Annotated in this window: 13 protein-coding genes and 3 tRNA genes; 13 read left to right on the forward strand and 3 right to left on the reverse strand. The window is 62.6% G+C overall.

Going from position 1 to position 14,741, the window contains the following annotated elements; genetic code table 11:
• Positions 1–46 precede the first annotated feature (46 nt).
• Positions 47–721: a Crp/Fnr family transcriptional regulator gene (locus QZ613_RS13670; RefSeq protein WP_043562880.1), complete on the reverse strand. Its 675-nt coding sequence runs from the start codon at positions 719–721 to the stop codon at positions 47–49.
• 240 nt (positions 722–961) lie between these two features.
• Between QZ613_RS13670 and QZ613_RS13675 the strand changes: the two genes are divergently transcribed.
• From QZ613_RS13675 to QZ613_RS13715, 9 genes are all read left to right on the forward strand, one after another.
• Positions 962–2,923, forward strand: a complete 1,962-nt coding sequence (locus QZ613_RS13675; RefSeq protein ID WP_291982870.1) for an AMP-binding protein — start codon at positions 962–964, stop codon at positions 2,921–2,923.
• Positions 2,920–3,702 carry an ABC transporter ATP-binding protein gene (locus QZ613_RS13680; RefSeq protein WP_043562884.1) on the forward strand — a complete coding sequence of 261 codons (783 nt, stop codon included), beginning with the start codon at positions 2,920–2,922 and terminating at the stop codon, positions 3,700–3,702. Before QZ613_RS13675 ends, QZ613_RS13680 begins: the two co-directional genes overlap by 4 nt.
• Before the next feature lie 11 nt (positions 3,703–3,713).
• Positions 3,714–4,643, forward strand: a complete 930-nt coding sequence (locus tag QZ613_RS13685) for a branched-chain amino acid ABC transporter permease (protein WP_043562886.1) — start codon at positions 3,714–3,716, stop codon at positions 4,641–4,643.
• Between the two features lie 15 nt (positions 4,644–4,658).
• Entirely contained in the window at positions 4,659–5,735 is a 1,077-nt protein-coding gene (locus QZ613_RS13690) for a branched-chain amino acid ABC transporter permease (protein WP_043562887.1), read from the forward strand.
• Positions 5,736–5,832: 97 nt separating this feature from the next.
• On the forward strand, positions 5,833–7,173 hold the full coding sequence (locus QZ613_RS13695) for an ABC transporter substrate-binding protein (protein ID WP_043562888.1): 1,341 nt from the start codon (positions 5,833–5,835) through the stop codon (positions 7,171–7,173).
• An 80-nt stretch (positions 7,174–7,253) separates the two neighbouring features.
• Positions 7,254–8,066 (forward strand): ABC transporter ATP-binding protein, encoded by an 813-nt coding sequence (locus QZ613_RS13700; protein ID WP_043562889.1) that lies wholly within the window; start codon positions 7,254–7,256, stop codon positions 8,064–8,066.
• Between the two features lie 133 nt (positions 8,067–8,199).
• Positions 8,200–9,432 carry an AMP-binding protein gene (locus tag QZ613_RS13705; protein ID WP_291866230.1) on the forward strand — a complete coding sequence of 411 codons (1,233 nt, stop codon included), beginning with the start codon at positions 8,200–8,202 and terminating at the stop codon, positions 9,430–9,432.
• Entirely contained in the window at positions 9,429–9,947 is a 519-nt protein-coding gene (locus tag QZ613_RS13710; protein WP_291866227.1) for a hypothetical protein, read from the forward strand. Before QZ613_RS13705 ends, QZ613_RS13710 begins: the two co-directional genes overlap by 4 nt.
• Positions 9,944–11,110: a CaiB/BaiF CoA-transferase family protein gene (locus tag QZ613_RS13715; protein ID WP_291866224.1), complete on the forward strand. Its 1,167-nt coding sequence runs from the start codon at positions 9,944–9,946 to the stop codon at positions 11,108–11,110. The genes QZ613_RS13710 and QZ613_RS13715 overlap by 4 nt, the downstream gene beginning before the upstream one ends.
• A 47-nt stretch (positions 11,111–11,157) precedes the next feature.
• On the opposite strand, the gene QZ613_RS13720 is transcribed toward QZ613_RS13715, so the two are convergent.
• Positions 11,158–11,610, reverse strand: coding sequence for a PhaM family polyhydroxyalkanoate granule multifunctional regulatory protein (locus QZ613_RS13720; RefSeq protein WP_043562898.1), 453 nt, complete (start codon positions 11,608–11,610; stop codon positions 11,158–11,160).
• A 140-nt stretch (positions 11,611–11,750) separates the two neighbouring features.
• Positions 11,751–12,542, reverse strand: a complete 792-nt coding sequence (locus tag QZ613_RS13725) for a class I SAM-dependent methyltransferase (protein ID WP_291866218.1) — start codon at positions 12,540–12,542, stop codon at positions 11,751–11,753.
• A gap of 593 nt (positions 12,543–13,135) precedes the next feature.
• On the opposite strand from QZ613_RS13725, the gene QZ613_RS13730 reads away from it, so the two are divergent.
• From QZ613_RS13730 to tuf, 4 genes are all read left to right on the forward strand, one after another.
• Positions 13,136–13,220: transfer RNA gene (locus QZ613_RS13730), tRNA-Tyr, on the forward strand.
• A 50-nt stretch (positions 13,221–13,270) separates the two neighbouring features.
• Positions 13,271–13,344 (forward strand) — tRNA-Gly (locus QZ613_RS13735).
• Between the two features lie 39 nt (positions 13,345–13,383).
• Positions 13,384–13,458 (forward strand) — tRNA-Thr (locus QZ613_RS13740).
• Between the two features lie 50 nt (positions 13,459–13,508).
• Complete coding sequence (tuf, locus tag QZ613_RS13745; RefSeq protein ID WP_291982872.1) at positions 13,509–14,699, forward strand: elongation factor Tu; 1,191 nt, start codon at positions 13,509–13,511, stop codon at positions 14,697–14,699.
• Positions 14,700–14,741 lie beyond the last annotated feature (42 nt).

Here is a 14,741-nt window from a genome sequence, read left to right on the forward strand (position 1 = left end):
GGTGCAGGGGCTTGGCCGACGACACGGCTTAGTCCAGTGCCTTACCTTAGGCGCCGTAATTGCGTAGCCCGTCGAGGTCGAGGATGGTCAGGGTGCCGTAATCGGCACGTAACAGTCCGCCCTGTTCGAGGGTCTGCAACGCCTGATTGACGCGCTGGCGCGAGATGCCGGCGAGCAATCCGATCTCTTCCTGTGAAATGCGCAGTTCGAGACTGCTGCCCGGGTAGAGCAGCGGATTGAACATCGACGCCAGGCAGCGAGCGAGGCGGGCGTCGGTATCGAGCAGACGTTCGTGCTCGATCATGCCGATGAACTGGCCCAGACGTTCGTTGATCTGGATGAGCAGGAAACGGTTGAAAGGGATGCTGTTGTCGAGCAGATTCTGAAATCGGCTGCGCTTCATGTAGGCGATGCGCGAGTCGCGCAGCGCGATGACGTCATAGCGGCGTGCTTCATCCTTGAGCAGCGAGCCCTCGCCGAACCAGCTGCCATCGGACAGGCCAACGAAGCTGGTGGCCTTGCCGGTACTCCGGTTGCTGGCCATCTTGACCAGCCCATTGACCACCCCCAGCCAGTGCCCGACGGTTTCTCCCTTCATGCACACGTATCCTCCGGCGGGAACGGTGCGCACGACGATGTCGCGCTTGACCTGTTCCAGCTCGTCGGCGCTCAGCTTCCGTGCCCAGCAGGAAGCGTGCAGCATGGCGTCCAGTTCGTGCATCCGTGAACCCGCGATCAGAAAAGATGGAGAATTGTCGCACGGACGACAATTCTCCTTGCCCACGGCGAATAGACTGCCGCCAAGCACTGTCCTGCCGCCCCCATGCCGGCGATCGTGGTTCTGCTTGCGATACTGCGTTGCACAATGGCTGGCAGAAGAAAAAGAATAGAATCGCGCAGCACAACATAAATAAAAGCCTGCCGTCACGATAACGGCGGTGAATGCACCGGAGGAGACGAGATGCCGGAAACCGCGTCGTCGCAAGCGCTGGATACCTTTCCACGCCTGCTCCTGAACCACGCTCGGGTCCGCGGCGACAAGCCGGCAATGCGCGAAAAGGACCTGGGAATCTGGCAGTGCTGGACCTGGCAGGATGTTGCCGACGAGGTGCGCGCACTGGCCTGCGGCCTTGCCGAGATGGGTTTCAAGCGCGGCGAGAACGTGGCCATCGTCGGCGACAATCGTCCGCGCATGTACATGATGATGAGCGCCGTACAGTGTCTCGGCGGGGTGCCCGTGCCGCTGTACCAGGATGCGGTGGCCAACGAGATGCTTTTCGTTCTGGTCGACGCCGAAATCCGCTTCCTGTTCGTCGAGGATCAGGAGCAGGTCGACAAGGTGCTCGAACTGCAGGCGCAGTTGCCGCAGCTGCGGCACCTCTTCTACGACGATCCACACGGCATGCGCCACTACACGCAGCCGTTCATTCACGATGTTCGCGAGCTGATGGAAATGGGGCGGATTCACAACCGCAACCATCCCGATCTGCTCATCCGCAAGGTCGCCGCGGGCAACGCCGACGACGTCAGCGTCATGCTTTATACCTCGGGGACGACGGGCAAGCCCAAAGGGGTGTGCCTGACGCACAACGCCTTCATCAGCGCCGCCCGCGGCGGCGTCGATTTCGATCGTCTGACTGCCGACGAAAACATCCTCTCGTATTTGCCGATGGCCTGGGTGGGCGACCATCTCTTCTCCTTTGCGCAGGCGATGATGACCGGGTTCACGATCAACTGCCCCGAGTCGGCCGAGACGGTGATGAACGATTTGCGCGAAATCGGGCCGACCTATTATTTCGCGCCACCGCGTGTTTTCGAGAACCTGCTGACGCAGGTGATGATTCGCATGGAGGACGCCAGCGCCATCAAGCAGAAGATGTTTCACTTCTTCATGGCTGTGGCCCGCCGCTGCGGCGCCGAGATTCTCGATGGCAAGGCCGTTGCGCTCGCTGATCGCCTGCTCTATGCCCTGGGTAATTTCTTTGTTTTCGGGCCGCTGAAGAATGTCCTCGGCCTGAGCCGGGTGCGCGTCGCCTACACCGCCGGCGCGGCGATCGGTCCCGATCTCTTCCGTTTCTACCGCTCTATCGGCATCAATCTGAAGCAGCTCTACGGTCAGACCGAAACCTGTGCCTATGTCTGCCTGCAGCCCGATGGTGAAATCAAGTTCGACAGCGTCGGCAAGCCGGCGCCGGGCGTCGAGGTGAAGATCGCCGACAACGGCGAAATTCTGGTCAAGGGGCCGATGTTGCTCAGGGAGTATTACAAGCGACCCGACGCCACCGCCGAAGCGATCAACGCCGACGGCTATTTCATGACCGGCGACGCGGGCCTGTTCGACGACGAGGGGCATCTCAAGATCATCGATCGCGCCAAGGACGTCGGCAAGCTGGTCAATGGTGCGATGTTTGCGCCCAATTTCATCGAGAACAAGCTCAAGTTTTTCCCCTTCGTCAAGGAGGCAGTGGCTTTCGGCGATGGTCGCAAGATGGTCTGCGCGTTCATCAACATCGACATCGGTGCGGTTGGCAACTGGGCCGAGCGGCGCGGCATCGCCTATTCAGGCTATACCGATCTGGCGGCCAAGGCGGAGGTCTACGGTTTGATCCAGGAGTCGATCGAACAGGTGAATTCCGAACTCCTTGGCGAAGGCGTGCTGGCCGATTCGCAGATTCATCGTTTCCTGATCCTGCACAAGGAACTCGATCCCGACGACGACGAGCTGACGCGCACCCGCAAGGTGCGTCGCGGCTTCGTCGCCGAGAAATACGCGGTATTGATCGACGCGCTCTACAGCGGCAGGGACAGCCAGTTCATCGAGACGGCGGTGAAGTTCGAGGACGGACGGCAAGGCAAGGTGGCGGCCGATCTGGCCATCCGGAACCTGAAGGTCTTCGGCGCCGCCGGGAGGGAGGCGTCATGAGTCGGAAGATTGGCGAGGTCATCCTCGACTTGAAGAAGGTTTCCCTGTCCTTCGGCGGCGTCAAGGCTCTGACCGACATCTCGTTCGACGTTCGCGAGCACGAGATTCGGGCGATCATAGGCCCCAACGGTGCCGGCAAGAGTTCGATGCTCAACGTCATCAACGGCGTCTATCGGCCGCAGGAGGGAGAGATCATTCTGCGCGGTCAGCACTTCACGAAGATGAGCCCCTACAAGGCCGCGCGGGCCGGAATCTCGCGGACTTTCCAGAACATTGCTCTGTTCAAGGGGATGAACGTGATCGACAACCTGATGACCGGGCGCAACATGAAAATCAGAAGCAACCTGATTCAGCAGGCCTTCTGGTGGGGGCCGGCACGACGCGAGGAACTCGGACATCGCGCCAAGGTTGAGGAGGTGATCGACTTTCTCGAAATCCAGCACATTCGCAAGACACCGGTCGGGCGCCTGCCTTACGGTTTGCAGAAGCGCGTAGACCTCGGCCGGGCGCTGGCCATGGAGCCGAGCATCCTGCTGCTCGACGAGCCGATGGCCGGGATGAACGTCGAGGAAAAGCAGGACATGTGCCGCTTCATTCTCGACGTCAATGATCAGTTCGGGACGACCATCGTCCTGATCGAGCACGACATGGCGGTGGTCATGGACATCTCCGACCGTGTCGTCGTTCTCGATTATGGCAAGAAGATCGGCGACGGCGACCCGGACGCGGTGCGCGCCAATCCGGACGTCATCAGCGCCTATCTTGGCGCCAGTCACTGAGGAGTGAGGCGATGGGTTTCTTCCTGGAAACGTTGATCGGCGGGCTGATGGCCGGCATGCTCTATTCGCTGGTGGCGCTGGGTTTCGTGCTGATCTTCAAGGCCTCCGGCGTATTCAACTTCGCACAGGGAGCGATGGTGCTTTTCGCCGCTCTGGCGATGGCCCGTTTCGCCGAGTGGATTCCGGGCTGGTTCGGCCTCGAGGGTTCCTATCTCGGGACCGCTGCTGCCTTCGTCGTGGCGGGCGCGCTGATGTTCGTCGTCGCCTGGCTGATCGAGCGCTTGGTCCTGCGCCACCTCGTCAACCAGGAGGGCGCGACGCTCTTGATGGCCACGCTGGGCATTGCCTATGTCCTCGAAGGCATCGGTTCAACCCTTTTCGGCAATGACATCTACAAGATCGACGTGGGTATGCCCAAGGACCCGGTGTTTCTCTTCGAGGAGGTGTTTCCGGGCGGGCTGCTGATCAACAAGGAAGACTTCATCGCCGCCCTGATCGCGGCCGTGCTGGTCGGCCTGTTGACTCTTTTCTTCCAGAAGACGACCACCGGGCGGGCGCTGCGGGCAGTCGCCGACGATCATCAGGCGGCGCAGTCGATCGGCATCCCGCTGAATCGTATCTGGGTGATCGTCTGGTGCGTCGCCGGCCTCGTCGCGCTGGTCGCCGGTGTGATCTGGGGCTCCAAGCTTGGCGTCCAGTTTTCCTTGTCGACGGTGGCGCTGCGCGCACTGCCGGTCGTCATCCTTGGCGGGCTGACTTCGGTTCCTGGTGCCATCCTCGGCGGCCTGATCATCGGCGTCGGCGAGAAGCTGTCGGAGGTCTATCTCGGGCCGATGGTCGGCGGCGGCATCGAGATCTGGTTTGCCTACGTACTGGCGCTGGTCGTTCTCCTGTTCAGGCCGCAAGGCCTGTTCGGCGAGAAGATCATCGACCGCGTCTGATCGGGGAGAGGGCAAATGCTCTATAGAGAAAACGGTCAATTCAAGACTTCCTACGCCGCCGATCAGCAGGTCTTTCCGATTGCCCAGGACCGATGGGCGGTTGTCGGCATCGTGGTGTTTGCTTTCGTCGCTGTCCCTCTGCTGGTCGACGAATACATGTTCCGCGCCATCCTCATCCCCTTTTTGATCCTCTCGCTGGCCGCTCTCGGGGTCAATATCCTGGTCGGCTACTGCGGGCAGATCACGCTTGGCGCCGGCGCTTTCATGGCGGTCGGGGCGTACGCGGCGTACAACTTTCACATCCGTGTCGAGGGTATGCCGCTACTGCTCTCCTTGCTGCTTGGCGGCTTCACTTCGGCCCTTGTCGGGATCGTTTTCGGAATACCGAGCTTGCGCGTGCGCGGCCTCTATCTGGCGGTTGCAACCCTGGCCGCGCAGTTCTTCACCGACTGGGTGTTCCTGCGCATTCCCTGGTTTACCGACAACTCCCTGTCGGGCAACGTTTCGGTCTCCAACCTGCAGGTGATGGGCTGGCAGCTTAACAACCCGCTCAACAAGTATCTGTTCTGCCTGGCGTTCCTGACGGTCTTCGCTTTGCTGGCGAAGAACATGACGCGTAGCGCCATCGGCCGGCAGTGGATGGCGATCCGTGACATGGACGTGGCTGCCGAGGTGATCGGAATCCGGCCGCTGTTTGCCAAGCTCTCGGCGTTTGCCGTCAGTTCGTTTTTCGTCGGGACGGCGGGCGCCTTGTGGGCGTTCGTCCATCTGGCGTCGTGGGAGCCGGCGGCTTTCTCGGTCGACCGTTCGTTCCAGCTCCTGTTCATGGTCATCATTGGCGGCCTCGGTTCGGTCATGGGCAGTTTCTTCGGTGCGGCCTTCATCGTCATCCTGCCGATCGTACTGAATCGCCTGCTGCCGGAAATTGGAGACCTGGTCGGCGTCGAGATATCGACGGCCGGGATCTCGCACGCCGAGTTGATCATTTTCGGGGGGCTGATCATCTTCTTCCTGATCAAGGAGCCGCACGGCCTTGCCCGCCTGTGGTCGACCGGCAAGGAGAAACTTCGGCTCTGGCCATTCCCGCACTGACTCGGGTGGTGGGGGTCGTTTCACGCTCGTAGCGGGGTTGTCCTGAGTCGAAGTTGTCGTTGCAGTGGTGTTGCCATTTTAATAAGAGGAGACATTAATGAACTTACGCAAGCTTGCATTAACTGCTTCACTCGGCGCCTTCATGCTGTCGGCGATAGCGTCGACGTCGGCGGTCGCAGCGACTGCCAAGGAGCAGTTCTTTCCGGTCCTGGTGACTCGTACCGGTCCCATTGCGCCGAATGCCACACCTTGGGCGAACGGCTTTATCGATTATCTGAAACTGGTGAACACCAAGGGGGGGATCAACGGCGTCAAGACCGTTTTCGAGGAATGCGAGACGGGTTACGCCACCGACCGGATCGTCGAATGCTACGAGCGCCTGAAAGGCATGCATGGTGGTGCGACAGCGTTCCAGCCTCTGTCGACTGGCGGGACCTTTGCCCTCACGGAAAAAGCGCCGATCGACAAGATTCCCTTGATTACAGCTGGTTATGGTCGTAGCGAATCGCAGAACGGTGCCGTCTTCACCTGGAACTTCCCCCTGCTCGGAACCTACTGGGTTGGCTCCGATGTGGCCATCCAGTACATCGCCAAGAAACTGGGGGGTGTCGCCAACCTGAAGGGCAAGAAGATCGCGCTGGTGTACCACGACAGCCCGTACGGGAAAGAGGCCATCCCGGTGCTCGAGGAGTTGAGCAAGAAATACGGTTACAGCGTGCAGCTCCTGCCTGTCGCCGCGCCAGGCGTTGAACAGAAAGCGACCTGGTTGCAGATCCGCCAGAACAGGCCGGACTTCGTTCTGCTCTCCGGTTGGGGGGTGATGAACCTGACCGCGCTGCGCGAGGCGCAGGCCACCGGCTACCCGCGCGACAAGATGCTGGGCAACTGGTGGTCAGGCGCCGAACCCGATGTCGCCGATGTCGGTGAAGGGGCAAAGGGCTACAGCGCGCTGACCTTGCAACATGGCGCCGAGCGCAATTCGAAGGTGGTCAAGGACATTCTCGCTGCGCTGTATGCCAAGGGTCAGGGCACCGGGCCGAAAGAGGACGTTGGTAGCGTGCTCTACATGCGCGGCGTGCTCTCGGCGATGCTCGGCGTCGAGGGCGTTCGCAAGGCACAGGAGCGCTATGGCAAGGGCAAGGTGATGACCGGCGAGCAGGTGCGCTGGGGGCTGGAGAACCTTGATCTCGACCAGAAGACGCTCGACGCGATGGGCTTTGCTGGCGTGATGCGTCCGGTGCAGACTTCCTGCCTGGACCATATGGGCTCGTCGTGGGTTCGCGTTCACACCTGGAACGGCAAGAACTGGGAGTTTCCGTCCCAAGACTGGTACCAGGCCGATGCCAACACCTTGCGTCCGATGGTCATGCTCGCCTCCGGCAAGTACGCGGAAGAAAAGAAGCTGAAGCCGCGCACGCCTGAGGAGTGCAACAAGTAAGGTCCCGCGGACTCGTCACCGCGAGTCCTTTGTCAGCCCTCCCGCTTGCGGGAGGGCGGCCCGCTTAGCGAAGAGACGCCATGAGCACTGCCAACATCCTTCTCCGAGTCAATAGCATCGAGGTGATCTACAACCACGTGATCCTGGTGCTCAAGGGCGTTTCCTTCAGCGTTCCTGAAGGAGGCGTCGTGGCGCTTCTTGGCGGCAACGGCGCTGGCAAGACGACGACCCTGCGCGCGGTCAGTAATCTGCTGCACGGTGAACGCGGTGAAGTCACCAAGGGCACCATCGAGTTGCGCGACGAGCGCATCGAGGCGCTGACACCGGCCGAACTGGTCAAACGTGGCGTCATTCAGGTGATGGAGGGGCGACACTGCTTTGCTCACCTGAGTATCGAAGAAAACCTGCTCACCGGTGCGTACACGCGCAGCGACGGAAAAGCCGCGATCAACGAGACGCTGGAGAAGGTCTATGCGTATTTCCCAAGGTTGAAAACCCGCCGCAGCAGCCAGGCGGCGTACACCTCGGGCGGCGAGCAACAGATGTGCGCCGTCGGGCGGGCGCTGATGGCCAGTCCGCGCATGGTGCTGCTCGACGAACCGTCGATGGGCCTCGCTCCACAGATCGTCGACGAGGTATTCGGCATCGTCAAGGATCTCAATCAGAAGGAAGGCGTCACCTTCCTGCTCGCCGAACAGAACACCAATATGGCTCTGCGCTATGCAGACTTCGGCTACATCCTCGAAAACGGTCGTGTGGTGATGGAGGGTGCGGCCAAGGATCTGGCGGCCAACGAAGACGTCAAGGAGTTCTATCTCGGGCTGTCTTCCGCCGGGCGCAAGAGCTTCAAGGACGTCAAGCACTATCGTCGTCGCAAGCGCTGGCTGTCGTGAGCCGGTCCGGGGCTGCCGGCGCCCTGCCGGCTGTCGTCGGCGCCCGGCTGCCGGAGCGGCCATTTCTTCTCTCGCACTGGCGGGGCGTCTTCGCTGTCTGGTGCGAACCGCCTTACCGTGTGAGTGAGCACCCATGACCTACTACGATTCTCTGGAAACGCGTTCGCCGGTCGAGCGCGAAGCCTGGCTGATGGCGCGCTTGCCGCAGCAGCTCGCCCTGGCCAGGAGGAAGTCGGCGTACTGGCGCCAGCGGCTGGCCGACGTGGCGGTCAACAGCATCGGCTCGCGCGCAGCACTGGCGACGTTGCCACTGCTGCGCAAGAGCAAGCTTGGCGAACTGCAATGCGCTGCGCCGCCTTTCGGGGGGCTGACGGCGACGCCGATGACCGGCCTCTCGCGTGTCTTTGCATCGCCTGGCCCGATCTACGATCCCGAAGGGCAGGGGCAGGACTGGTGGCGCTTTGCGCGTGCCCTGTTCGCCGCCGGTTTCCGCGCCGGCGACCTGGTGCACAACACTTTCTCGTACCATTTCACGCCGGCCGGCTTCATGCTTGAAGGCGCGGCACACAAGCTCGGTTGTCCGGTGTTTCCGGCCGGCGTCGGGCAGACCGACATGCAGGTGCAGGCGATAGCCGACCTCAAGCCGGCCGCCTACGTCGGCACGCCGTCGTTTCTGCGCACGATCCTCGAGAAAGCGGACGAATTGGGTGCCGACGTCAGCTCGCTGCGCAAGGCCGTCGTTTCGGGAGAGGCCCTGCCGGCGACGCTGCGCAAGCTGCTCAACGACCGCGGCGTCGTCGTTCGCCAGGCGTATGCGTCTGCCGACCTGGGCTTGATCGCCTATGAAACGCCGAGCGAGGAGGGCCTGGTCGTCGAGGAAGACGTGCTGCTCGAGATCGTTCGCCCGGGGACCGGTGATCCGGTTGCCGAAGGCGAGGTTGGCGAAGTGGTGGTGACCAGTTTCAATGCCGATTACCCGCTGATTCGCTTTGCCACCGGCGACCTGTCGGCTCTGCTGCCGGGGATCAGCCCCTGCGGGCGGACCAACGTCCGTATCAGGGGCTGGCTGGGACGTGCGGATCAGGCGACCAAGGTCAAGGGGATGTTCGTACACCCCTCGCAGGTCGCTGCGCTCGTTGCACGGCACGGCGAAATCGGCCGCGCCCGCCTGGTGGTCGACAATCCCAGTGGCCACGATCGGATGACCTTGCACTGCGAGGTCGCTGATCCGTCGGCCGCGCTGCAGGCGGCCGTGGTGGCCAGCATTCGCGAGCTCACCAAGCTGCGCGGCGAGGTGGCTTTCCTGCCTGCCGGGACCTTGGCCAACGACGGCACGGTGATCGAAGACCGGCGCAGCTACGCGTGAGGCGCGCGCTTGCCGCGATCGTCGCCTCCCTGCTGGCGGCTTCGCTTTGCGCCGACGACGACGCGCCGGACACGGCGAGTTCGGCTGCCGCTTCCGGGCCGCAGGTCGGCGACTGCGTGATCTTTCGTGAGGGCGGCGCGGGCCGGCTCCTGACGGCGCCGACCTATTGGCTTAAAGGCTCGATCGCCGCGCTCTCCCGGCAGCGGCGGCAGCTTGATCGCTGTCCGCACATCGGCAAACCCGCATCCGCCTTTACGCCAGCCGACCAGGCGCGGCTGGCGGCGGCGATGCCTTGCGTGGAGCAGACTTCGACAAGCGCTTTGGCCACTCCACCTCGCGAGGTGGAGGTGATGCGTGTACAGGTGGCGGTCGCTGATTGGGAAACGCCATGGTCGCACCAGCACGGCACGACAGGATGGCTGTTCCGCGGTCGCTTCCTCGAGCAGCCCCTGGCGAAGGGCGCGCTGATCGACATGGATGCGACCTGGCTCGAGCGCTGCGAGGCCGGGCGGTGAGCGGCGCGCCGCTGCACGGGGTTCGCGTTCTCGACCTCAGCCGGTTGCTTCCCGGTCCGGTCGCTACCCTGCATCTGGCCGATCTGGGCGCCGATGTGATCAAGATCGAAGATCGGGGTGCTGGCGACTACGCGCGCCTGCTCGGCGATGGCCCGGGCGGCGTCAGCGCTTTCTATCGCAGTGTCAATCGCAACAAGCGTGGCTTGCGCCTCGACCTCAAGCTGCCGCAAGGGCGGGCGGCGTTCCTGCGCCTGGTGGCCACTGCCGACGTGTTGGTCGAGAGCTTCCGGCCCGGTGTCAGCGACCGGCTCGGCATCGGCTATCAGGCGCTGCGCGCCATCAACGCAAAGCTCGTCTACTGCGCGATCACCGGTTACGGACAGAATGGTCCGCTGGCGATGGCCGCAGGACACGATCTCAACTACATTGGCCTGGCCGGAGTCCTCGACCAGATCGGCGTCAAGGGTGGGCCACCGGCGATTCCGAATCTGCAGATCGGCGACTTGCTCGGCGGCGCAATGAGTGCGGTGATGGGAATCCTTGCTGCCTTGTTCGATGCGCAACGCACCGGTCAGGGCCGCCTGGTCGACGTGGCCATGAGCGACGCGGTTCTGGCGCACAATCTTTTTCCACTGTTTGCGCTGCACGGTTCCGCCGGCGTTGCAGAGCGCGGGTGCGACGTGCTCACCGGCGGCGACCCTGGCTATGGCGTCTATGCCACCGCGGATGGACGCTACATGGCCGTCGCGCCGCTCGAGAAGAAGTTCTGGGACGTCTTCTGCGCTGCCCTGCAGCGCCCCGACTGGAAGCCACTGCATGGTGCGCGCGGGGCGGCTGCGGTCGCCTTGCGTCGGGAAATCGAAAGCCTCTTTCTCAGCCGCACGCAGGCCGACTGGTGTGCTTTCTTTGCCGCTATCGATTGTTGCGTTACGCCTGTGCTCGGTGTCGCAGAGGCGCTTGAACACGCGCAGTTCGTTGCTCGCGAGATGGTCGTGCACGCCGACGGGGTCACCCAGTACGCGCCGCCGGTGAAACTCTCGGGCTGGGTTTTTGCCGTCGAGCGCGCCGCGCCCGCCGCCGGCGAGCACGGTGAGGAGGTTCTGCTTGAGGCGGGATTCTCAGCCGACGAGATCGCCACCCTGCGCGCGGCGTCGGTCACCTGACGCCGCCGCTCCGAGCACGCTGGCGGGTTTGGCCGGCGTGACCCGGCTCAGGGCTTCTTCTTGGTCTCGTCGTCGCTCTGAGCGGCCTGTTGCGCTGCGGCTGCGGCCTGCTTCATCTGTTCCTGCATCTGCTGCATCATCGTCCACGGCCACATCGTCGCCTGCTTGAGCGCATCGGCGCCGCCGGGAATACCAAGCGCGTTGGTCTGCGTGTCGTCGTTGCCGCCGCTGGCAGCCGTCGTGAGATTGCTGCCCATGTGTCCCATCGCGCGCACGGCGTTGAGTGTCACGCATTGCATTTCCAGGCCCTGGATGGTCATCTGCAGCATCGACAGGTTCATTTTCAGCCAGCTCTCGACCGCTTTGAGATCCCTGACCTTCTTCTCGATCTCTTCGACGTCCAGCGTAGGGGTGACCATGCCCGGCAACGAAAAGCCCATGTTGCCCCACATTTTCTTCGCAAAGCTCATCGGATCGGTTAGAGAATCGTTACTGGACATTTTGCAGCTCCGGTGGTGGTGGAATCGGCCATGTTAGCAAAGTTTGGCGCTCTTCGGGGCAGGGTGCCGATTATTGGAATCACTTGCCGCTGGCGGGCGCGGTGGCCAGGCAGGGCGGGCGCATGAGGCGCGTTCACCAATCACAGGCGGTAGCAGAACAGGCGCGTCTGGCGCGCGTCGTTGACTTCGACGATCTGCTCGGCAGCGACGTCGGGCACGGCGAAACTGTTGCTGATGAACAGGGCTCCCGGTCGCATCTCGCGCTGCGCCTTTTCCCAGAGTGCAGCCATCGGGGCCGGCGACAGGAAGGCATAGACGACGTCGTAAGCGCTCAGTTCGGTATGCCAGATGTCACCCCAGCGCCAGTCGCAGTTGGTCAGGCCAAGCGTGCGCAGGCGTCCAACGGCCCAGGTCGCCGGGGCGTTTTCGACGCCGGTGAAACACGCCTCCGGCCGCTGCCTGGCGAGCGGAGCGAGCACGCTGCCGACGCCGGCGCCAAGGTCGAGAAAGCGCATTGCGGGGAGGTCGCCGGTCAGTTCGGCGAGAGCTGCGGCGCTGGCTCTGTTGGACAGGTAGAGCGGTACCTGTCCACCAAGTGCGCCGCGATAGACGAGCAGCAGCAGGATGAACAGCAGCAGGTACCAGCCCGGGTCAATGGCGAGCGTCGAAGCAGCCCATGCCAGCGGTACGAAGAGCGCGTGAATCAGGCGCCACCACCAGGCCTGTCGCGTGATGCTGGCGAAGAGCAGCGCGACGGCGCCAATCGCCAGGGCCGTCTGCGGCCATGGCAGCTGTTCATTACGCAGGCCGTAGTACGGCCAGGCGAGCGACAGTACGGCGAGCGTCGCGGCGAGCTGCAGGGCGAGCTGACGACGCTGCGACCCGAGCACCGTTGCCACGGCGTCAGCGCTTTCGGGCGGGGGTGAAGGCAAGGCCTTGCTCCAGAGGATCGAGTGCCGGGTTGAAAGGGCAGGGGTGTCGGGCTGCTGGCCGTTCAGTGCGCTGCTGGCTGTTTTGCCGGCTCAGGTGGCTGCGCCCCGTGGGAGAAGCTTGCCTGGTTTGAGCGGCAGGCAGGCAGAACACGCGTCGTGGCGCGTTTGCCGGAGGCGCGAGCGGTCCTCGTTGCGTGTCGCCCAGGGAACCTCCCGGCCGCCGAAAAGTGGCAGCCATTCCCTTGCGCGATGTGGGCTTGCGCCCTGCCCGCCGCGGGGCAGCCGGCGAATTCGCGAGACGCGCGCCAAAGCGGTTCTTCAGGGTGGCAACGCGATCGTTCGCCAGCGGCGGATGGTTCGGGTAGAAGCGACTCGTCGGGGGGCTCATGGGGTGGCTCAGCGGGGGGCTCGTCGCGCCGAAAGGACCCCTTCGCTAGCGCCAGGGGCCGTGACGCAGCGATTTTACGTCCTCCAGCACGCGAAAGTGCCGAAAGAAGCGTGCGAAGGCCTGTCTGATGGTATATACTCTCGCGCTGCTCGAAAAACAATTTGACAGTGTATTGCTCAGGTGTCAAAATCCTGGGTTCTGAGCTGGAGGGATACCCAAGTGGCCAACGGGATCAGACTGTAAATCTGACGGCTCTGCCTTCGAAGGTTCGAATCCTTCTCCCTCCACCAAAATGCCGCTGTTGGTGGCCTAGCTTTAGCGTGCTTCGGGTAATGGTTTTGCGGGTGTAGCTCAATGGTAGAGCTGAAGCCTTCCAAGCTTATGACGAGGGTTCGATTCCCTTCACCCGCTCCACGTTGCGGTCGCAGAACAGCTTCAGGCATCGCGCACGCCGCCCATGTAGCTCAGCGGTAGAGCACTCCCTTGGTAAGGGAGAGGTCGACAGTTCAATTCTGTCCATGGGCACCACTGTTTGGTGCCATAGATTCACTAATTTTTAACGTCTTGAGGTACCGGTAATGGCCAAGGGAAAATTTGAACGTACGAAGCCGCACGTCAACGTTGGCACGATTGGGCACGTTGACCACGGCAAGACAACGCTGACGGCGGCGATCACGACCATTCTGTCGAAGAAGTTTGGCGGTACCGCCAAGGCCTACGACCAGATTGACGCAGCGCCGGAAGAAAAGGCGCGCGGGATCACGATCAATACCGCGCACGTCGAGTACGAGACGTCCAAGCGCCACTACGCGCACGTCGACTGCCCGGGTCACGCCGACTACGTGAAGAACATGATTACCGGTGCGGCGCAGATGGACGGCGCCATTCTGGTGGTTTCCGCCGCCGACGGCCCGATGCCGCAGACGCGCGAGCACATCCTGCTCGCCCGCCAGGTAGGTGTTCCGTACATCATTGTCTATCTGAACAAGTGCGACATGGTTGACGACGCCGAACTGCTCGAGCTGGTGGATATGGAAGTGCGCGAGCTGCTGTCCAAGTACGACTTTCCTGGCGACGACGTTCCGATCATCCAGGGTTCTGCCCTGAAGGCGCTCGAGGGTGACCTGGGCGAGCAGGGTGAGGCTTCGGTGATGGCGCTGGCGGAAGCGCTGGACTCCTACATTCCGACGCCGGAGCGTGCCATTGACAAGCCCTTCCTGCTGCCGATCGAGGATGTTTTCTCGATTTCAGGCCGCGGTACGGTGGTTACCGGTCGCGTCGAGCGCGGCATTGTCAAGGTGGGCGAGGAAGTCGAGATTGTCGGTATCAAGCCGACCGTGAAGACCATCTGCACCGGTGTCGAGATGTTCCGCAAGCTGCTCGACCAGGGTCAGGCGGGTGACAACGTCGGCGTTCTGCTGCGCGGCGTCAAGCGTGAAGACGTCGAGCGTGGTCAGGTGCTGGCCAAGCCGGGTTCGATCAAGCCGCACACCCACTTTTCCGGTGAAGTGTATGTGCTGTCGAAAGAAGAGGGCGGTCGTCACACGCCGTTCTTCAACAACTACCGGCCGCAGTTCTACTTCCGCACGACGGACGTTACCGGCGCCATCTCGATGCCTGAAGGCGTTGAAATGGTCATGCCGGGTGACAACATCCAGATGACGGTCAAGCTGATCGCGCCGATCGCCATGGAGGAAGGTCTGCGCTTCGCCATTCGCGAAGGCGGCCGTACCGTCGGCGCCGGCGTCGTGGCGAAGATCATCGAGTAGGTTCAGTAAAGACAAGGGGTTGCTCCATCGCGGGGCGCCCCC

Source organism: Candidatus Accumulibacter sp. ACC005 (genome assembly GCF_907163215.1).
GTDB lineage: Bacteria > Pseudomonadota > Gammaproteobacteria > Burkholderiales > Rhodocyclaceae > Accumulibacter > Accumulibacter regalis.